The organism is Planobispora rosea (assembly GCF_014648175.1).
GTDB classification, from domain to species: domain Bacteria; phylum Actinomycetota; class Actinomycetes; order Streptosporangiales; family Streptosporangiaceae; genus Planobispora; species Planobispora rosea.
On the sequence record NZ_BMQP01000007.1, the window covers coordinates 171792 to 191472 of the forward strand.

Below are 19681 nucleotides of genomic sequence, written 5' to 3' on the forward strand. Positions count from 1 at the left end.
CGCAAAGGATACCCTTTGGACAATCGCGACACGGAGGAGTCAGCACGGTGCAGTGGCCGACGTTCAATGTGAGGCCGTACGTCTGCGGCGGCATCGGCCGGCTCGACGAGGGTGCCCTGACGGCCCTGCGCGAGGCCGGGCCCCGCGTCCGGCCCGCGCTGCGGACCCCGGGCGCGGCGCTGTTCAGCTCGTCCCCGCTGCCGCCGTACGCCAAAGGGCCGGGCCGGGGGCCCGCCGCGAGCCTCGCCGAGAGCGCCGCCCAGGACGCCGGCCCGTGGGCGTTCTCCTGGGGCGAGCGCCGTCCCGGCGGCGCGGCGCCGTGGATCACCGTGGCGGAGACCTACGAGACTCCCGGGCTGATCGACGACGGCGAGCGGATCACGCTCCACGCCGGCGGGCTCGGCCTGGTGGACGTCTACTACCTGGTCCAGGGCGAGGCGGTCTACTTCTCCTCCCTGCTGGAGCCGCTGCTCTCCCTCGCGCGCACGCCGTACGAGATCAACTGGGACGCCTGGGCCGCGATCATCCAGGTCACCTTCCCGCTCCGCGACGACACTCCGTACACGCAGGTCAGGCGATTGGCCGGGGCGAGCGCCCTGGTCTGGGACAAGCGGGCCGAGCGGCTCTCCACCGACCGGCGGCTCCCGCGCTGGCTGCGCGAGGAGCCGGTCGAGGCGGGACGGACCGCCGGAGAGCTCCTGGAGATCCTGCACGAGGTCTACAAGGAGTTCGACGGGCGCCCGCTGCTGGTGCCGGTCAGCGGCGGCTACGACTCGCGGCTGCTGTGCTCGGTGGCCGTGGCCCGGGGCGCGGACGTCGAGTCGTGGACGACCAGCCCGGACGACGGCACCGACACCGACATCGCCTTCGCCAAGGCGATCACGCGTGAGCTCGGGGTACGGCACCGCGTGATCGACCAGGATCCGGCGGCCTATCCCGCCGACGCCCTGGCCGTCGCCCGCCGCCTGGAGTTCCTGACCCCGCACCACGCCTGGTACGCGCCGTTCGCCCGCGAGGTGCACCGGGCCGGGCGGACCCTGGTGGACGGCCTGGCCGGCGGTCCGCTGCTGAAGAACTTCATGGTCAGCGGGGCCGCGCTGACCGCCTCCACGCAGGCCGAGCGGAAGGCCGCGCTGCTCGGGTCGCTCGCCCTGGGCGCCCCGTCGGTGCCGTTCCTGTCCGAGCAGGCGGAGGAGTGGATCACCTCGTCGGTGCGCACCGCGTTCACCCAGGCGACCTCCCCGCTCAACGGGCACCGGGCCGAGCTGCCGCTGTCGGTCCTGCACACCCGCACCGCCCGGGGCATCGCCCGCTCCGCCGTCAACCTGGTCGGTCCCGAGGTGTCGTTCGCGGCGCCGTTCATGCACCCCGACTTCTTCGACGCCGCCCTCTCGGTGGGCGTGGCCCGCAAGGACGGCGGGAAGTTCTACCGCGAGCTGCTGCACACGGCCAACCCGCGCGTGGCCGCGCTCCCCTCGACCAACGTGGTCAAGCAGCCGCTCCAGCGGGTCCCGCTCCGCTCGGCCGCCGCGCCCGCCCGCGCCTACGGGCACGAGATGCTGACCCGGGTCGCGCGGACGGTGCCGTCGCTGCTGTCGGAGCGGCTGCACGAGGTGGTCGCCGAGGGGCCGGACGCGCTGGCCCGCTTCAACGGCTGGAACGACCGGTTCTGGGTGCGCAGCCTGGTGCTGTTCGGCGCCTGGCTGGGCGACTACGCCGACCGTCTCCCGGACCTCACCCCGCCCTGGGACTGACCCCGTACGGCACCGGGCGATCCGGACCGGACAGCCCGGCCCGGCCCGGCCGTCGCGTCCCGTCACCGCCGATCACCTTTGATCGGATCGCGGAGCGGGGCCCACCCGCCGTCGGCCCCCCGGCGGTGCTGCGCGATACTCGCCAGCATGAAGATTGTGCTGGCCGGAGGCACCGGGGCGCTCGGGCGCAGTCTCTGCGCCGATCTGGCCGCCCGCGGCCACGAACCCGTCGTGCTCACCCGGCGGCCTGCCGCCACCGGCCCCCACCGGCAGATCGGCTGGGACGGTGACCTGGCCGGCGAGCTGGCCGGAGCCGTACTCATCAACCTGGCGGGCGAGATCGTCGACCGGCCGCCCACCCCGGCCAACATCGACCTGCTCACCCGCTCGCGGGTCGGGCCGACCCGTGCCCTGGCCGAGGCCGCCGCGAACGGCGCGCCCGCCCTGTGGATCCAGCTCAGCACCCTGGCCATCTACGGCGAGGGCGGCGAGACCGTCCTCACCGAGACCTCCCCGCCCGCCGAGGGCCCGCCCCAGATGGCCGGGGTCGCCCGCGCCTGGGAGGCCGCCGCCGCCGGCGTGCCCTGCGACCGGCAGGTCATCCTGCGCACCGCCGTCGTCTTCGACCGTGACACCCCCGCGCTGAACCGGCTGACCGGCCTGACCCGATGGGGTCTGGGAGGGCGGGTGGGCAGCGGCCGCCAGTGGGTGAGCTGGCTGCACATCGACGACTTCCAGGCCGTCGTCCGCCTCGTCATCGACGATCCCGCCTGGAGCGGCGTCCTGCACGCCACCAGTCCCTCGCCGGTGCGCAACGCCGAGCTGATGCGCACCTTCCGCCGGGTCCTGGGCCGCCCGCCCGCGCCGCCGACGCCGGAGTTCCTGGTACGGCTGGGCGCCCGGGTCCTGCGCACCGACCCGGCCCTCGCGCTCACCGGGCGCCGCTGCCTCCCGGCCCGGCTCACCGAGGCCGGATTCGCCTTCCGCCACCCGGACCTGGCCGGCGCTCTCACCCACCTGCTACGCGGGTGACCCGTCGACGGTGATCTCAAGCAGCGGGAGCATCCGTCCGGGGATCGACTCCGACGGGGTCGCGCCGATCCTCGTGGCCCCCATGGCCAGGTAGAACGGCTCGGCGTTCGGATCGGCGTCGATGGTGAGGCGGGTGAAGCCGAGGCCCGCCGCGGCGGCGGTGACGTGTTCGAACAGGCGCCGGCCCACGCCCCGGCCGATCGTGGCGGGCTCGACGAAGAGCATGCCCAGGTCCCCTTCCGGCGGGTCTCCCTCCAGCGTGGCGAAGCCCAGGACCCGGCCGTCGCCTTCGGCCACCACGGTGCGCCGCTCTGCGACCTCCGAGGCCCGGACCACCAGCTCGTCCCGGCAGGCCGCCATGAACGCCTCGTCATAACCCCAGTGGGCCTTGGACCGGACCGCCAGCTCGCTCAGGAGCCCGGCCTCGTCCTCCCGCGCCGCTCTGATCAGCATGACCGCCTTCCCAGGTGTGACGCGCCCCTCGGCCCTGCCGGACCCGGTGCGTCGAATCGTCTCCCGGTGGCAGCGTAGACGGCTCCGCCGCCGGCGGTGAGGGACGCTCCCTGCCCGGTCAGCACTGCGGTCGCGCGGAGACGGGCGCGGGGGACCGGCCGGGGCCGGGCGCGGCCTCAGGCGGGTGTCGAGCCGACGCCGGAAACGGCACGCGACCGGATGACCGGGTTATTCCCGATAATAGTATTTGACGAGGTAATCACGCAGGGCCCGCATGATTCCCGAGGCCCGATATGACGCTATGTCTTCCCCGCCCCCGTAGATCTCGACCAGGATGTTCGCGACGAGCGTGGGCGTGACCTCACCGGGGTCGTCCGGAAGCCTGCTCAGCAGCTTGTCGACCGAGACCGCGACCACCGACCCCATTTCGTCGCCGTGCGGTATCTCCCCGGTCGTGTATGTGGGATTGACGCAGCGGAAGAAGATGAGGTCGGCAGGCTCGGGCTCCATCGTGTGTATCACCTTGAAGCGGCGGACGTCGTCGGACGCGCAGCCGACTCGCTTGTGGCTCTCCTCGGCCAGTTCCCGCAGGAACGCGTCCTTGCCCGGTTCCTCGTCCTCCAGCCTGCCCCCGAAGAAGACCAGGAAGCCGGCCAGGAAGCCGGCCCGCTTCGCGCCCATCACCAGCACGTCTTTTTCGGTGTCGTTGATGATGCCGTATGCCCGATAAGCCATAAAAAGACTACTTTCGAAATGACAGGGAGAGGATGACGGAGAGGCGTCCCGCCGCCCGGCCGGTGGCGCACCGCCGGTCAACCGCCCGTGCTCAGGGCGCCGGCCCTGCCGGCGACGACCGGACCCGGGGACGGTGACGGTGACGCGAGGGGATCCAGCACCTCCTTGAAATGAATTCCACGGGTTCACCCATCCCTGAAAATACCGCGTGCCGCCGCCGGTGTCGCCGTCCTCGCCGTTTTCCGTCCTACGACGGTTGCATGGTGGGCGGGTAAGCGGACGCTCGCTTTCAGGCAAGAGAGGGAACGGCCGAGGACAACGGCAGCGAGAAGGGCGGTCAGCGAATATTTTTCACTTTTCGCCTTTTCCTGCCGGACGCAGGGGCGGCCAGTCCGGCCGTCCACCCGACGGCCGGGCGACCGCAGGGCCGGCACATCACGAAAAATTCATATCATTTCCCACGGCGCCGAGCGCAGGCCCGGGCGCCGACACCGGGTTACGGCCGACGCCGGAGGGGGGACCGCAAGCGATCCCCCCTCCGGCCATGGGAGTCCCGACAGTTGCGCCCTATCGTGCAGCTTTTATCGCACGATGGTTACGCAGGGAAGCCCCCTGCGCGTGTAGGTGCCGTTGGAGTTCTTTTGATATGCCTCACTGCAGACTTTGCTTCCGTTGGGAAGATGGCGATTTATAGCCCTTTGATGGAGAATGCTCCATGAATTGTTCTGGTCCGGGGTGTTGAAGGCGAAGCCGGGGCCCCAGATGCGGAAATGTCCATAGAAGCTGAGCACGACCAGAGGGCCGTTCGTTCTGGCTTCGACGGTGCTCACCCAGGTGCTGTCTCCGTATACCTTGACGCAGGCCCATCCATTGCAGCCCGACTCGGTGGCTCCAGCGGGAGTCGCGAATCCCAGCATGGCCACGAGGACTGCCATGCACACTGCGAGGCTTCCGACGATCTTGCCTGTTCGTTTCTTCACTGACCGCTCCATTCTCGCCCGGAGGTGTACTTGTGAGATGACCGGTTCCTCTCTGATCCTCGATCGGCTTATGAAATCTTGAGATTGACGCCCGCCCGTTGGCAGGAGTCGCGTGACCGGAAGGGTTGACCGATTCAGCCGAGGGTGACGAATCTCGTTCACCGAGAAGATGCAACATCAGCGCGGCGACCGCACCCTGCCGGGCTCCTGCCGGTATCACGCCAGTCAGATCGCCTTAGACGGTTCATCATGAGCCGAAACCGCAAGGCGGCGCGGTTCCAGGCTGAATCCGCACGATCTGCGACTGACGGAATTCGTTGGGAACGCTTCCACGGCCTACGCATAGCACCTTGCCGGCGCCCTCCCGGTTGACCAGGACCACCTGGCAGCCGGGAGGAGGCCGGTTGTCGAAGGCACCGACTGAGAACAGCTGCGACTGATATTGCCTTGGAGGCTGACAGGAATCGTAGAAGATGGTGCGCTCGGTGGTCCCGCTGCTCAACATCAGCCATCCGGCGGCGGCATGTGCGATGCCCGGAAGGCGTACGACCTCCTGAACCTCGATGGGGCCTGGCCCGTTCCGTCCAACGGGTTTCACCGCGGCGTTCCCTGCCGCGTACGCCTCCGCCGGGAAAGCGACTGAACCGAGTGCCATCACGATCGCAGCGGCGAGCGGCGTCGCCGTCTGCGCGATTTTTACTCTCACGATCCTCTCCACCTTTCACCTGCCCGGACGCGGAATCGAGTTGTGATTCCGGTGGTTGGGAAAACGGATGGCCTCGGGGCCGGGCTCCTTCTCCTTCTCACCATGAGGATGCAAGCCGTACCCGGACCCTGTCTTTCGGCAGAGTGCACCGGTTTTCAGTCCTCGTGCAGGATCGCGGACTGATGGCGGAATTGGCGCGGCGAGAGGCTGTAGGCGCTGCGGAAGGTTTGGCTGAAGTGCGCTGGGCTGGTGAAGCCCCACCGGGCTGCGATCGCGGTGATCGTGCGGGTGGCCAGCCGGGGATCGGCTAGGTCGCGTCGGCATCGCTCCAGGCGACGCTCACGGATCCAGCCGGCGACGGTGTGCCCGCCGGTATGGAACAGCTGGTGCAGGGAGCGCAGCGAGATGTGGTGGGCGGCGGCGATCGTCTCCGGGCTCAGGCGGGTATCGCCGAGGTGGGCCAGGATGAAAGCGTGGATCTCGGCAAGCAATGCGCGCCGCCTGCTCTCGGGTGGGACCGAACCGTCAGCGTCCAGTGCGCCGGCCAGCGCCGCAGTCAAGACATCGAGCGTCAGCGCAGCCAGCCGGGCGGTGTCGGAGGGGGTGAGCTCATCCAGACGCCTGGCGATCTGCAGCATGAACTGCGAGGTCAGCGCGCCGATTCCGTGGGCGCCGGAGATGGGGACCATGGACAGGCGCCGCAGGTCCCGCGAGGGTAGCGGCAGCGACGAGCGCGGGAACTTCAGAACCAGCATCTGGCTGGTCGGGGCGTCCGGCGCGAGCTCGGCCCGGTAGGGGCGGGAGGTGTCGTACAGGACCAGGTCCCCGGGCCCGAAGACGGCCTGGTGGTCGTCGTGGGCCACCACACCGTGACCCTGCACGGTGCAGCCGAGCTTGTAGATCTCCGGATCGGTCTGACGGATGAGCCGGGGGGTGCGGCGGATGGCGTACGGCGTCGTGGTCATCAGCGTGGCCTGCACCAGGTCCAGCTGGCGGTAGGCGATCTGCGCCTGGAAGCGCTGTCGCAGCTGCGGTGGACAGCGCGCGTCGTAGGGCACCCAGGTGGTGGAGCTCACTTCGCGCCAGAAGGCGAAGCGTTCCTGTGCCGGGACTTCGGCGGTGCTGACGACGTCCATGACCCCCTCCTGTGCGACGGCCGTGAGGGCCGTCCTCGGCGAACGTTGCGGACTTGCTCTGTGCTCGGCACTCCCTCGGCTGCGGCCGGGGATCAGCTCTTTTCCGGCATACGTGGCCCGCCGCCCTCCCCTCCTCGGGGGCTGCCCCGTCTTCGCCCGCGACGCTACGGTGAACACGGCCTCCTCAACAGGTCCAAGCACGGCACTCTCGACCCGACCAAGTTGGAGTGGGCGATGGAACTGTTCATCGATCCCGATGATGAGCGCAGCCTGACCCGGCAGTTGTACGAACAGATCCGTGAGGCGATCATGAACGGGCGGCTGAGGCCGGGTGACCGGCTGGCGCCGTCCCGGGCGGTGGCCGCCGAACTGGGCATCGCCCGCTCCACGGTCACCGGTGTCTACGGGGCGCTGGCCGCGGAGGGCTACACCGAGGGCCGGGCCGGTGGCGGTACCGTCGTCGCCGCCGGGTACGGGCCGTCCCTGCAAGGCCCGCCGCCCGGGGCGCTCGCCCCCACGCCGCGCAGCGCGGCCCTGCGGCGCTACGACGACGACCCGCAGGCCGAGGCGCTCTTCGAGCTGCGGCCCGGCCGGATCGACGCGCGCCTGTTCCCCGCCGCCGTGTGGCGCCGGTGCGTGCTGGCCGGTCTGCGGCAGGATCCGACCCTGTACGGCGACCCCACCGGCACCGCCGACCTGCGCGCCGCTCTGACGCGCTGGCTGGCCGGCTCGCGGGGCATCACCATGACGCCGGACCAGGCGGTGGTGACCGCCGGCACCGGGCACGCGGTCGATCTCGTGGCCAGAGTCCTGCTCTCCCCCGGAGACGTGGCCGCCGTGGAGGAACCCGGCTACCCGCCGGTGCGGGAGCTGCTGCGCTGCCACGGCGTCGAGGTGGCAGGCGTGCCGGTCGACGAGCACGGCATCGTGGTCGACGCCATCCCATCAGATGCGCGTCTGGTCTACGTCACCCCCTCCCACCAGTACCCGCTCGGCGTGGTGCTGTCCCGCCGCCGCCGGCTGGAGCTGCTGCGCTGGGCCGGCCGCCACGGCGCGGCCGTCGTGGAGGACGACTACGACAGCGAGTTCCGGCACACCGCGCGCCCGCTGGAGCCCTTGCACCGCCTTGACCGCGACGGGCGCGTGATCTACATCGGCAGCTTCAGCAAGATTCTGAGTCCCGGGCTGCGAACGGGGTTCCTGGTCGCCCCGATGGCGCTGGTACCGGCCATCACCACCGTGCGCCAGGCGGTCGACTGGTGTCCTCCGCTCGCCACCCAGCAGGCGCTGACCGTCTTCATCGACGCCGGCCACCTCGGCCGCCACCTGCGGCGGATGCGCGCGGCTTACACCACGCGCTTCCACCGCATCCACCGCGAACTGCTCGACCGGCTCCCGGCGGGATACCGGCCGCTGCCGGTCCAGGCCGGACTGCACGTGGCCGTGGCCGGTCCGGAGACGGCGGCGCAGGCCAATGTGTGCCAGGCCCTGCTGCGGCACGGTGTCCTGGTCGGTTCACTGCGCCGCACCTACCAGGAGCCCCGATCGGTCGCGGGATTCCTCGTCGGCTTCGGCGCCCTGCCGACCGAGCGGGTCACCGCCGCGATCGACGCCCTCGTCACCGGCCTCACCGCTCTCACCGGCCGGTGACCCGTGCGAGGCGGTCACCGTCCTGCAGAACTACGAACTCGGCCAAGGACGAAAAGGATCCATCAACGATCTCGCGAATCGGTTATTGCGCGATTGACGCCATGTTTGCGACGCACGATCGCGCCACCACAGCTCCCGGGCCCTGACCTGACACGGGAATCCAGCCGGCCGGCCCGTCAGCCGGACCCGGCTGCCCCCGGCCGTCCGGAGGGCCTGGACGAGGATGTCGACGACCAGCTGAACGGCGTGCGCCCCGTGGGCGGGGTCGCTCAGGTCGCGGATGGTCAGCGCGCGAGCGAGCTCGTCGGGGCTGAGGGCATCCGGGCGGGGCTTTCCGCCTTCGGGACGGAGAGAGCCGTCGGCGCGAGAAGAGACAGAGGAGGGACGAGAAGAGACAGAGGAGGCAGGGGAAGCAGAGGACGGAGGGGTGGAAGGCATCGTGATTCCGATCGGTTCGCAGCGGACGGGGAGATCTCCCCCGGCCGACCCGCCGCCGGGCGCCGATGCGGATGCCGCCTTCAGTCAGGTCAGAGCACGCCGATTCGCCCCAGCGGCTGACACGGCCAGCCGGGGGCGGATAAATCGCCGGACTCCCACCATGCGGAGATCATAACATTCCGACATTTCGTCCGGCCTCCCCTCTCTCTGTCATGTACGACCGGCCCTTTCGCGCCCCGCCTGACCACCCCTTTCCCGGCCCGGCCGGACCGTCCCGAACGCCGCACCGGCGGCGGGCCGCAGAGGAGCTGGACACTTTCCGGCCATACATGATCGAATGCTTCCGGTCCGCCCCTTTTGGGCCTATCTGTACTCAGTGTTGCTCCCCGCACCCGGAAGCCCCCCATGACTCCAGCCCTTGAGATCACCGGCCTCTCCAAGACTTTCGGCGAGAAGATCGCGGTCGATCACGTCGACCTGACCGTCCCCCAGGGCTCGTTCTACGGACTGGTCGGGCAGAACGGAGCCGGTAAGACCACCACCCTGTCCATGGCCGTGGGCCTGCTCCGCCCGGACGGCGGCAGCGCCCGGATCTTCGGAGCGGACGTCTGGTCCGACCCCTCCCGCGCCCTGTCGATGGTCGGTGTGCTGCCCGACGGTCTGGCGATGCCGGAACGGTTGACCGGGCGCGAGGTGCTCACCTACCTCGGGCTGCTGCGCGGCCTGCCGAAGGCGGTCGTCGCCGAGCGCGCCGAGGAACTGCTGTCGGTGCTGGAGCTGGACGTGGCGGAGAAGACCCTCGTGATCGAGTACTCCACGGGCATGCGCAAGAAGATCGGTCTGGCCACCGCGCTGCTGCACGCCCCCCGGCTGCTCGTGCTGGACGAGCCCTTCGAGGCCGTCGACCCCGTCTCCGCGGCCACGATCAAGACCATTCTGCGGGGTTTCGTGGCGGGGGGCGGGTCCATCGTGCTCTCCAGCCACGTCATGGCCCTGGTCGAGCAGCTCTGCGACCACGTCGGGGTGATCGACGGCGGCCGGGTGGCCGCCGCCGGGACGCTGGAGCAGGTCCGGGGCGGCCGCTCCCTGGAGGACACCTTCGTCGGGCTCGTCGGGTCGGCCGGCACCGGGACGAAGGAGCTCTCATGGCTGTCACGCTGACCCCGGCCCCGGCCGCGGCCACTGCCGTGACCGCGGCCCGGACCATGGCCGGCATGAAGCTGGCCGTACTGCGCCATTCGATGAGCGGGCAGAAGGCCGGCCTGGTCGCCACCGGCGGCACGCTCGGGCTCGTCCTCGCCGGTGGCACCCTGTTCGCCGCGTTCCAGAGCGGCGACCTGCTCGCCGCGGCCTACGCGGTCTGGATGCTCGGCTGGATCCTCGGCCCGGTCTTCTCCGGGGGAGGCGACGAGACGCTGCGCCCGGAGTACTTCACCCTCCTCGGTCTCCCCCCGCGCCGTCTGGCCGTCGGCCTGCTGGTCGGGGCCTTCGTCGGGGTGGCGCCCGCGATCAGCCTGCTCGCTCTCACCGGGCTCGCGGTCTCCGGGGTGCGGCGGGGCCCGGCCGCCGTCCTGGTGGCGCTCCCCGCGACGCTCCTGCAGCTGGCGGTCTTCGTCCTGCTGTCGAGGGTCGCGGTGGCCGCCCTGGGCATCGCCCTGCGCTCGCGCGTGGGCGCGATCGGCACCGGCCTCGTCAACGGCGTGATCCTGGCCGCGCTCGGCCAGGGCTGGGTCTTCGTCATCGCCCTGGGCCAGGCGGGCGGGATCACCCCCGAGGCCTCGGCGGTCCTGCGCTACCTGCCGTCCGGGTGGGGACTGGCCGCGGTCGAGGCGGCGGGCGCCGGGAACTGGGGCCGCGCGGGCCTGGTGCTGGGTGCGACGGCGGTGCTCGTCGCGCTGCTGCTGGCCACCTGGGCCGCCCTGCTCACCCGGCGGGTGGGCGCGGCGCGGGCGTCCGCCCGGAGCCGGCGTCCCATGACGGCCTCGACCGCGTCCGGCGCCGTGGTGGCCAAGGAACTGCGCGCCTGGTCGCGTGACCTGGTCCGGACCCACCAGCTCACCTTCTCCGTCGCCTACGGCGTGTTCTTCGCCGCCGCCCCGCTGGTCCTGGGCATCGACGCCATGCTGCCCTGGGCCGGTCCGATCTTCATCGTCATGGCCGCCGCCATGACGGCCGGGCTCTACGCCGTCGACGGCACCGCGCTCTGGCTCACCCTGACGGTCCCGGGCGCGGCCGACGTGCGGGGCAGGCAGCGGGCCTGGCTGCTGGTCGTGGGCCCGGTGGCCGCGGCGCTGGCCCTGGCCTGCACCGCGGTGACCGGCGGTCCCTGGCCCATGGTGCTCGCGCTCACCGCCGCGCTGCTCGGCGGCGGTGCCGGGATCGTCCCGCTGATGTCGGTCTACGCGCTCGTCCCCGGAACCGATCCGCACCGGCGCGGCGGCAACCCGCTGCGCGTCAGCGAGGACGACGGCGCGCTGACCGGCATGGCCTACGCCGTACTGGCGCTGGTCGCGCTCACCGGGGCCCCGGCCGCGGTGGCCGTCGCGCTGTACGGCTGGGCGGGCGTGGCCGTCGGCGTGGCGACCGGCGTCCTGTGCTGGTGGGGCTTCGGGCTGCTGGCCCAGCGGCGGCTGCACGCCCGGGGGCCGGAGCTGCTGCAGACGATGCGCACGGGCAAGCGCCCCGCGGCCGGGCCGGGAAGCCGGGGGAACGGGGGAGGCTTCGACGAACTGCCGAAGCGCGAGCGGATCATCGTGGGCGTCTGCATGACGATCGCGGCGATCCCGCTGTTCCCGCAGGGCGTCGTGCCGGCCCTAATCAAGATCAACGATGGTGGGACCAGGAGCTGGTTCCTCGCGCTCCACCTGCCCGAGGTGTTCCAGTGGCCGGTGATCGCCATGATGATCCTGCTCGGCCTCGGCGCCTACGGCACGGGGGCGTGGATCTTCTACCGCCACCGCAGACGCTGACGGCGCGCACCGGCCGACCCGGCGGACGCGACGGGCGTTGCGGGACGTGGAGACCGCACCGGTGAACCCACCGGTGCGGCTCCATGATCCTCTGAGGTCGGTGCACGCTCCCGGGTCCCCGGTCACCGATCCCCACCGGTCACCCGGGGCACCCCTCAGCAGTCGACCTTGACCGTCCCGGAGTGCAGATCATTGATCTTGTACCAGTAGCCGCCCTTGAGATCGGGCGCCCAGGAACGGACCCCCTTGCACCCGGTGGGGATGTAGAAGCCGTCGGTGTCCTTGAAGTATTTGGTGGAAGTCTCACCGGGCTTCACGAATGCACCGTTCGCCGTCTCCGGCGGCCAGTTGTTGATGATCCAGAGATCCGTGTCGGAATTGCTGTGGTTCTTGACCCTGCCACAGAGGGGGCCCGTACACGTCCCCAGAGGAGTGGGCTCCCCCAGCTGCACGACGTTACCGGAGGCGGACTCGTCGGCGGGCGGTGGAGCGGCTTGCGCGGCGGTGGATCCCAGCAGGACCAGGAGCAGCGCGGCGCCACCGGCAGCCGTGATTCTCTTACTGTGCAGCCGCGTATTCGGCATGTGTTCTCCCCGTGAAGTAAACCATCCCTTTTGATGCGCGGCTGGCCGGCCAGACATGACCCACAATAGCCAAATTTCATCAAATGGAGCAGTTTTAACTTAAATGCACCATTAATAGGAATTCTGTCGGACCGAAATACCGGTGATCCGGTTCCTTCTGCACGCCGGACAAGGAAGCCGGAAGTCGTGATGATTCGCGAAGCGCCGGACCGGCCGCCTCGGAGGCACGGGGCCTGCGGGGCCGGGCACGCCTCGCCGTCCCCTACTCCTCCCCCAGCTTCCTTGTTGATCAGCCCTCCCGCAGAGCGCCCGACTGGTAGTGTTTCGCCCCAGAAAGCGCCAGAACGGTCGGCCCGAATCGCGGATTCGGTCTGTCCGAGGGCAGGGAGCTGTGGGGATGACGGCTCCCTCCAGCGCGGTCACCAACACATCATCAGCCGGGTCACCGGGTGACTTCGTCCTGCCCTTCTCCACTGCGAGCGTGAACGATGAACGCATCCCCCCACCCCGAAGCGGTTGCCGAGGACTTCGTCTCGGCGGACCCCCAGTGGTACAAGCGCGCGGTCTTCTACGAGGTGCTGGTCCGGGGTTTCAAGGACTCCGACGGGGACGGCACGGGAGACCTGCGCGGCCTGATCGAGAAGCTGGACTATCTCCAGTGGCTCGGCGTGGACTGCCTGTGGCTGCTGCCGCTGTACGAGTCGCCGTTGCGCGACGGCGGCTACGACATCTCGGACTACATGAAGATCCTGCCGGACTTCGGCGATCTCGCGGACTTCGTGGAACTGGTGGAGCAGGCCCACAAACGGGGCATGCGCGTCATCACCGACCTGGTGATGAACCACACCAGCGACCGGCACCCCTGGTTCCAGGCGTCCCGGCACGACCCCGAGGGCCCCTACGGGGACTTCTACGTCTGGGGCGACGACCCGTCCCGCTACCCCGACGCGCCGATCATCTTCATCGGCGCCGAGGAGTCGAACTGGACCTACGACCCGGTCCGCAAGCAGTACTACTGGCACCGGTTCTTCCACCACCAGCCGGATCTGAACTACGACAACCCGGCGGTCCAGGAGGCCATGCTGGAGGTGCTGCGGTTCTGGCTCGACCTGGGCATCGACGGCTTCCGCCTGGACGCGGTGCCGTACCTGTTCGAGCGCGAGGGCACCACCTGCTCCGGCCTGCCCGAGACCCACGCCTACCTGCGGCGGGTCCGCGCCGAGGTGGACCGGCTCTACCCGGACCGGGTGCTGCTCGCCGAGGCCAACGGCTGGCCCGAGGACGTGGTGGAGTACTTCGGCGACCCGGCCGCCGGCGGCGACGAGTGCCACATGGCCTTCCACTTCCCGCTCATGCCGCGGATCTTCATGGCGGTACGGCGCGGCAGCCGCGAACCCATCTCGGAGATCATGTCGCGGACTCCGAAACTGCCCGACAGCGCCCAGTGGGGCATCTTCCTACGCAACCACGACGAGCTGACCCTGGAGACGGTCACCGACGACGAGCGCGACTACATGCACGCCGAGTACGCCAAGGACCCGCGTATGCGGGCCTACCTGGGCATCCGGCGCCGCCTGGCCCCGCTGCTGGACAACGACCGCGACCGGATCGAGCTGTTCACCGCGCTGCTGCTCTCGCTGCCGGGCTCCCCGGTCATGTACTACGGCGACGAGATCGGCATGGGCGACAACATCTGGCTGGAGGACCGCGACGCCGTCCGCACCCCGATGCAGTGGAGCCCGGACCGCAACGCCGGCTTCTCCACGGCCGACCCGGGCCGGCTCTACCTTCCGGCCGTGATGGACCCGGTCTACGGCTTCCAGGCGGTCAACGTCGAGGCCCAGCAGAAGAACGAGTCGTCGCTGCTGCACTTCACCCGGAAGATGCTGGGCATCCGGCGGCGGCACCCGGTCTTCGGCACCGGCGCCTACATCGAGCTGTGGTCGGACAACCCCGCGGTGCTGACCTTCGTCCGCGAGGACGGCGACGACACGATGCTGTGCGTCAACAATCTGTCCGGGCACCCGCAGCCGGTCCAGCTGGACCTGCGCCGCTACGAGGGCATGACCCCGGTCGAGGCCCGCGGCGGGGTGCCGTTCCCGGTGATCGGCGACCCGCCGTACGTGCTGACCCTGCCGGGTCACGGCTTCTTCTGGTTCCAGCTCACCCACCTGGAACGGTGATCCGGCCGGTCCGCGGCGGCGCCGTGGAGGCGGGCGCTACCGGGCGGTGACCGGGACCTGGGCCCGGGCGGCCCTGCGGGCGGGGATCAACGCCACCAGCAGGGCCGCCCCGATCACCGTGCCCGCGGCGATCGCGAGGGTCGGCGCGGACGGGGTGCGGCCGATGCCCGCGCCCACCCCGCTCGTGTGGCCCTGCAGGTCGATCAGGCCGGCGACCACCGAGGCCCCGGCCGCCGTACCGGCCACCACTCCCAGCACGGCCGGCAGCCCCGTCCCGGTCACCAGGGTGGCGGCCACCTGCCGGGGGGTGAGGCCCATGGCCTTGAGCACCGCCAGGTCGAGCGCGTGGTCGCGCAGGCCCAGGGCGCTGGCGGTGAGCAGGTTGGCCAGGGCCAGCAGGGCGAGGACGACGGTCAGCGCCACGATCACCACCCGGATCACCGCGAGCCGCTCGGCCGGGTTGACCGCCGCCCGTACCTCCAGCGCCTCCCCGGAGGCGGCCAGCAGCCGGGCGCGGACCGTCGCGGGGTCGGCGCCCTGCCTGAGCACCAGGCCGTAGAACTGGGGCGGCACGGCGTCCTTGGCCGCGAGGCTGTCGATGCCGAGGGAGAGGACCTCCCCGTCGTGCTCGGGCTCCACCACCCGGCCCACGATGTGCACGATCAGCGGCGTGCCGCCGACCGTCATCCGCACCCGGTCGCCGATCTCCGCGCCCAGCAGGTCGAGCAGCCCCTGGCCGGCGACGGCCTCGCCGCGCGCGGCGAACATCCGGCCCTCCACCACCGAGAAGGGGTACGGCTCGGCGGAGGTGCCGAGCGCGCGGGCCAGCACGCTCCGGGTCTGCTCCGGTTCCAGGGCGGAGACCTCGGCCCCGGGGTAGACGGCCGCGACGTCCGGGTCGGCTCCGGCCAGGCGGGCGGCGACCTCGGCCGGGAGCCGTCCCGGGTGGACGGTGAGCGCAGCGGCCTGGCCGACCCGTTCGGGGTGGCGCAGGAAGTCGTCGAGGGTGGCCCAGCAGCCGAGGCCGATGGTGATCATCATCATGGGTACGGCCAGGCCGACGACGCTCAGCACCGCGGGGGTCCTGCGGGTGAAGGCGTCGCGGGTGCCCAGCACGAGGGCGGGCGGGAGCCGTACCAGGAGGGCGAGCCGGGCCAGCCGCGACAGGCGTCCCCGGGGCGGGGCGGCGGGCGCGGCGGGGATGGGCGGGGTGCGCCCGCCGCGCCAGGCGGGCAGGGCCACGGCCACGAGGACCACCGCGGCGGTGCCTCCGGTGATCGCGAGCAGCGGGACCGGGGAGAGCGGCAGGATCGGCAGGCCGTCGAGCGTGAAGGTCGCGACGAGACGGCCACAGGCCAGGCCGAGGGCGATACCGAGCAGGCCGAGCGCGCCGTGCTCGGTGACGAGGACCGCGAAGACCTGCCCCCGGGTGTAGCCGAGGGACTTGAGGGTCGCGATGTCCCGGGTCTGGGTCAGCACCCGGCCACCCGTCGCGTTGGCGAGGGCCAGGGCGGCGGCGACCAGCCCGGCGGTGCCGAAGAGCGCCAGCAGCAGACCGAGCAGCCGGTTGTCCAGCTCCATGGACGCGCTTACCTCCCGCCAGGTGGACATGCGCTGGATCCGCTCGTCGAGCAGGGTGACGGCGCCGTGGACGGCCGGGAGGGTGTCCTCGCCGTCGGCCAGCCGCAGCCCGGTGACCGACTCGCTGCGGCCCTGGGCCGGTTCGATCTCGTTGAGGGTCTCCGGCAGGGTCCAGGCGAGGCCGGGGGTCCATTCGGGATAGAAGCCCTGGTCGGAACTGTCGGCGAGACCGACCACGACCAGCGGGTGGGAGGCGCCGCTGAGCGCGGTGACGGGGAAGGGGTCACCGACCCGCAGGCCCAGCGCCTGGGCGAAGGAGCGCTCGGCGACCACGCCGCCGCCGTCGGCGGGGCGGAGCCAGCGGCCCTCGCGGACGAGCGGCGCGGCCACCCGGGGCGGTTCGGCGGTCGCCTCTCGCAGCGCGACCGGCGACTTCTTCCCGTCCAGCACGAGGGTCACCGGCGCCGTGCGGTACGGCCCGGCGACCTGCTCCACGCCCGGCAGCCGTGACAGCGCGGCGACGTCGGGCGCGTCCTCGGTGTGGATCCACACGTGCGCGCCCTTGGTCTGGATGAACAGCCTCCGCCACGGGTTGGTCCCGTCCTCCAGCAGGGTCGCCGACGTGATCAGCGCGGTGACGATCCCGGTCACGGCGAGGACGGTGAGGATCGCCTGTCCCCGCCGCGCCCGCAGGTCCGCCCTGATCCACCGCGCCGAGGCCCGGACCGTGCCCACCGCCTCAGCCCCTCAGCTCGACCACGTCGCCGGCGGTGCCCCGGGGACGGCGGCGGGGGGCGGCGACGGCGCCGTCGTCGACGATCTGGCCGTCGAGGAGGGAGACGACACGATCGGCGAGGCTCGCCACCCGGGCGTCGTGGGTGACCATAATGATCGTCTGCCCGTCGCGGTGGACCTCGCCGAGCAGCTTCAGCACGTCGCGGGTGTTGCGGCTGTCGAGGTTGCCGGTGGGCTCGTCGGCCAGCAGGAGACTGGGCCGGTTGGCCAGGGCGCGGGCCAGCGCGACCCGCTGCTGCTCACCGCCGGCGAGCTGGGCGGGGGCGGCGTCGGCGCAGCCGGTGAGACCGAGCGCGTCGAGGAGCCGCTCCCGGCGCTCGCGGGCCTCGCGCGGGGAGGCCCCGGCCAGCAGCGCGGGCAGTTCGACGTTGTCCGCGACGGTCATGTTGGCGACCAGGTTGAAGAACTGGAAGACGAAGCCGATCTTCTTCCGGCGGAGCAGCGCCCAGGCGCTCTCACCGAGAGTGTCGGCCCGCTTGCCGTCCAGCCAGATCTCGCCGCTGGTCCGGGGGTCCAGGCCGCCGAGCATATGGATCAGGGTCGACTTCCCCGAACCCGAGGGGCCCATGATCGCGACGAACTCCCCCCGCTCCACCCGCAGGTCCACCCCCCGTACGGCGGGCACCGGCACGCCGCCGTTCTGGTAGATCTTGACGAGGTTGACGGTGGTGACCACGGGGTCTGCTCTCATCGGTCGCTCACCCCTCCTCACTCGCTTCGTCCGCCCCCCGCTTCAGCTGAGATCCTCCTGGCATCGTTCGAGCCAGTCCAGATCCGCCTGGAGATGCAGCATGGCCCCCTCGATCAGCAGGAGCGCGACCCGGTCCTCCGGAGCGGTCCGCTCGGCGAGTCCGTTGAGGTCACGCATGATCGAAAGGTAGTGGCGGCGCTGGCGATTGATCAACGCCATCCGGTCGGCGACTCCGGTCATCGGGGCCAGCACGAGCTTCATGAAGAACTCGTCGCGGACCCTCGGCCCCTCGGTGGGCTCGTCGGCCCAGGCGTCGAGGGCCTCCCGGCCGGCGGCCGTCAGATAGTAGACCTTCTTGTTCGGCCGGTTGGACTGTTCGACGTCCACCGCGCGTACCAGGCCGTCCTTCTCCAGACGCCCCAGGGTCACGTAGATCTGGCCGATGTTCGGTGACGGGTAGGCACTGCCAAAGATCTGTTCAAGCGCCTGTTTGAGCTCGTATCCGTGGGCAGGTTCCTTCGCGAGGAGCGCCAGCAGGAACAGCCGCACGCCCACCTCCTCATCGTGCTCACGTTATGTGAGCGTTACGGATGCATCCGTTGACGTCCACATTAACGCTGTGCATAACATGAATGCAGGTACCTAACACGTATGTAACCGCCCCGAAACCCGGAGGTCGTCGGTGCATCGTCTGCTTCTCGCCGCACTCGCCGCGATCACGCTGGCGGGGTGCGCGGCGGGGGCGGCCGGCGAGACGGACCCCGCGGACCTCGGGGAGCCCGCGGAGCTCACGGCGCGGTCCGGCGGGAGCGGCCCGTTCACCCTGGTGATCGGGCGGGACACGACCGCCTATCTGCAACCGCTGCTCGACCGGTGGAACCGGGATCATCCCGCCGAGCAGGTCACCCTGCTCGAGCTTCCCGAGGCCGCCGACGAGCAGCGCGCGCAGATGGTCGCCAACCTCCAGGCGAAGAGCGACCGCTACGACGTGCTGGGCCTGGACGTGGTCTGGACGGCGGAGTTCGCCGACGCCGGCTGGATCGTGCCGCTGGACCGGAGCCTGTTCCCGCTCGACCGGTTCCTGCAGCCGGCCGTGGGCACGGCCGTCTACCGGGACAAGCTCTGGGCGGTGCCGTACACCAGCAACGCCGGGCTGCTCTACTACCGCAAGGACCTGCTCGCCAAGGAGGGCTTCACCCCGCCCACGACCTGGGCGCAGTTGCGCGAGCAGGCGCGCGCCCTGCACGACGAGTACGGCATCGGCGGCTACGCCGGGCAGTTCCTGGCCTACGAGGGGCTGACCGTCAACGTCGCCGAGGCGGTGCAGTCGGCGGGCGCCGGGCCGATCCTCAGCCGGGACGGCACGCAGGTGACCATGGACCCGGCCAAGGCGGAGACCGGTCTGGACTTCCTCATGGACGGGTTCCGGGAGGGGTGGATCCCGGCCGAGTCGCTCTCCTTCAAGGAGGAGGAGTCGAGACTGGCCTTCCAGGAGGGCCGCCTGGCCTTCGCCCGGAACTGGCCGCACGCCTACGGCCCGGCCACCCAGTCGGAGATCGGCGAGAAGTTCGCCGTCACCAGGCTGCCCGGCCTCGACGGGCCGGGCTCCAGTTCGCTGGGCGGGGCGAACCTCGCGCTCAGCGCCTACTCCAAGCGGCAGAAGTCGGCGGTGGAGTTCATCCGCTACTTCACCGGCCTGGAGAACCAGCGGCGGGTGCTCACCGAGGGCTCGTTCCCACCCGTGTGGACCGAGCTGTACGACGATCCCGCCCTGATCGAACGCTTCCCCTACCTGCCGGTCCTCAAGCAGAGCATCCTGTCCGCCACGCCGAGGCCGGCGACCGCCAACTACGACCAGGTGAGCCTGGCGATCGCCAGCGCGGTCTCCAACGCGCTCATCCCGCCCTTCGAGGAGTCCAGCGGCGACGTCGTCGCTTCCATGAGAGACCAGCTCAACGAGATCATCCGGGCTCGCTGACCGGAGCCGCCCGGCG

Annotated in this window: 15 protein-coding genes; 7 read left to right on the forward strand and 8 right to left on the reverse strand. The window is 71.0% G+C overall.

Annotated elements, in window-relative coordinates:
• Positions 1-47: 47 nt before the first annotated feature.
• Positions 48-1754 (forward strand): asparagine synthetase B family protein, encoded by a 1707-nt coding sequence (locus tag IEZ08_RS09535; RefSeq protein WP_068921614.1) that lies wholly within the window; start codon positions 48-50, stop codon positions 1752-1754.
• A 147-nt stretch (positions 1755-1901) separates the two neighbouring features.
• Positions 1902-2786, forward strand: a complete 885-nt coding sequence (locus IEZ08_RS09540) for an epimerase (protein WP_189242010.1) — start codon at positions 1902-1904, stop codon at positions 2784-2786.
• Here the strand turns inward: IEZ08_RS09540 and IEZ08_RS09545 are convergent.
• From IEZ08_RS09545 to IEZ08_RS09560, 4 genes are all read right to left on the reverse strand, one after another.
• Positions 2775-3239, reverse strand: coding sequence for a GNAT family N-acetyltransferase (locus tag IEZ08_RS09545; protein WP_189242011.1), 465 nt, complete (start codon positions 3237-3239; stop codon positions 2775-2777). The two genes, IEZ08_RS09540 and IEZ08_RS09545, sit on opposite strands and share 12 nt — an antisense overlap.
• A gap of 228 nt (positions 3240-3467) precedes the next feature.
• Positions 3468-3974 (reverse strand): NUDIX hydrolase, encoded by a 507-nt coding sequence (locus IEZ08_RS09550; RefSeq protein WP_141703647.1) that lies wholly within the window; start codon positions 3972-3974, stop codon positions 3468-3470.
• 1227 nt (positions 3975-5201) lie between these two features.
• On the reverse strand, positions 5202-5660 hold the full coding sequence (locus IEZ08_RS09555; RefSeq protein WP_141703645.1) for a hypothetical protein: 459 nt from the start codon (positions 5658-5660) through the stop codon (positions 5202-5204).
• Positions 5661-5815: 155 nt separating this feature from the next.
• Positions 5816-6796 carry an AraC-like ligand-binding domain-containing protein gene (locus IEZ08_RS09560; protein ID WP_068921610.1) on the reverse strand — a complete coding sequence of 327 codons (981 nt, stop codon included), beginning with the start codon at positions 6794-6796 and terminating at the stop codon, positions 5816-5818.
• A 234-nt stretch (positions 6797-7030) separates the two neighbouring features.
• Here IEZ08_RS09560 and pdxR point away from each other — a divergent pair, with 234 nt between their 5' ends.
• From pdxR to IEZ08_RS09575, 3 genes are all read left to right on the forward strand, one after another.
• Entirely contained in the window at positions 7031-8446 is a 1416-nt protein-coding gene (gene pdxR / locus IEZ08_RS09565; protein ID WP_068921609.1) for a MocR-like pyridoxine biosynthesis transcription factor PdxR, read from the forward strand.
• 843 nt (positions 8447-9289) lie between these two features.
• Entirely contained in the window at positions 9290-10045 is a 756-nt protein-coding gene (locus tag IEZ08_RS09570; RefSeq protein WP_068921608.1) for an ABC transporter ATP-binding protein, read from the forward strand.
• Positions 10030-11853 carry a hypothetical protein gene (locus IEZ08_RS09575; RefSeq protein WP_068921607.1) on the forward strand — a complete coding sequence of 608 codons (1824 nt, stop codon included), beginning with the start codon at positions 10030-10032 and terminating at the stop codon, positions 11851-11853. Before IEZ08_RS09570 ends, IEZ08_RS09575 begins: the two co-directional genes overlap by 16 nt.
• Before the next feature lie 155 nt (positions 11854-12008).
• Here IEZ08_RS09575 and IEZ08_RS09580 read toward each other — a convergent pair whose 3' ends face one another.
• A complete protein-coding gene (locus IEZ08_RS09580; protein WP_068921606.1) occupies positions 12009-12437 on the reverse strand; it encodes a hypothetical protein in 429 nt (142 codons plus the stop codon).
• Between the two features lie 488 nt (positions 12438-12925).
• On the opposite strand from IEZ08_RS09580, the gene treS reads away from it, so the two are divergent.
• On the forward strand, positions 12926-14620 hold the full coding sequence (gene treS / locus IEZ08_RS09585; protein WP_068921605.1) for a maltose alpha-D-glucosyltransferase: 1695 nt from the start codon (positions 12926-12928) through the stop codon (positions 14618-14620).
• A gap of 36 nt (positions 14621-14656) precedes the next feature.
• Here treS and IEZ08_RS09590 read toward each other — a convergent pair whose 3' ends face one another.
• From IEZ08_RS09590 to IEZ08_RS09600, 3 genes are read right to left on the reverse strand one after another with little or no spacing between them, the layout of a single operon-like run.
• Positions 14657-16936: an ABC transporter permease gene (locus IEZ08_RS09590; RefSeq protein WP_068921604.1), complete on the reverse strand. Its 2280-nt coding sequence runs from the start codon at positions 16934-16936 to the stop codon at positions 14657-14659.
• A gap of 4 nt (positions 16937-16940) precedes the next feature.
• Entirely contained in the window at positions 16941-17687 is a 747-nt protein-coding gene (locus IEZ08_RS09595) for an ABC transporter ATP-binding protein (protein WP_068921603.1), read from the reverse strand.
• A gap of 42 nt (positions 17688-17729) precedes the next feature.
• The gene (locus tag IEZ08_RS09600) at positions 17730-18236 is read right to left on the reverse strand and encodes a PadR family transcriptional regulator (protein WP_068921602.1); all 507 of its coding nucleotides are present in this window, start codon (positions 18234-18236) and stop codon (positions 17730-17732) included.
• 133 nt (positions 18237-18369) lie between these two features.
• On the opposite strand from IEZ08_RS09600, the gene IEZ08_RS09605 reads away from it, so the two are divergent.
• Complete coding sequence (locus IEZ08_RS09605) at positions 18370-19665, forward strand: ABC transporter substrate-binding protein (RefSeq protein ID WP_068921601.1); 1296 nt, start codon at positions 18370-18372, stop codon at positions 19663-19665.
• Positions 19666-19681: the final 16 nt, after the last annotated feature.

Bases quoted from the DNA above. Each gene is read 5' to 3' on its own strand.
- IEZ08_RS09540 (WP_189242010.1), top strand. From the start codon at position 1,902: ATGAAGATTGTGCTGGCCGGAGGCACCGGGGCGCTCGGGCGCAGTCTC.
- treS (WP_068921605.1), top strand. From the start codon at position 12,926: ATGAACGCATCCCCCCACCCCGAAGCGGTTGCCGAGGACTTCGTCTCG.
- IEZ08_RS09545 (WP_189242011.1), bottom strand. From the start codon at position 3,239: ATGCTGATCAGAGCGGCGCGGGAGGACGAGGCCGGGCTCCTGAGCGAG.
- IEZ08_RS09595 (WP_068921603.1), bottom strand. From the start codon at position 17,687: ATGAGAGCAGACCCCGTGGTCACCACCGTCAACCTCGTCAAGATCTAC.
- pdxR (WP_068921609.1), top strand. From the start codon at position 7,031: ATGGAACTGTTCATCGATCCCGATGATGAGCGCAGCCTGACCCGGCAG.
- IEZ08_RS09570 (WP_068921608.1), top strand. From the start codon at position 9,290: ATGACTCCAGCCCTTGAGATCACCGGCCTCTCCAAGACTTTCGGCGAG.
- IEZ08_RS09580 (WP_068921606.1), bottom strand. From the start codon at position 12,437: ATGCCGAATACGCGGCTGCACAGTAAGAGAATCACGGCTGCCGGTGGC.
- IEZ08_RS09550 (WP_141703647.1), bottom strand. From the start codon at position 3,974: ATGGCTTATCGGGCATACGGCATCATCAACGACACCGAAAAAGACGTG.
- IEZ08_RS09560 (WP_068921610.1), bottom strand. From the start codon at position 6,796: ATGGACGTCGTCAGCACCGCCGAAGTCCCGGCACAGGAACGCTTCGCC.
- IEZ08_RS09575 (WP_068921607.1), top strand. From the start codon at position 10,030: ATGGCTGTCACGCTGACCCCGGCCCCGGCCGCGGCCACTGCCGTGACC.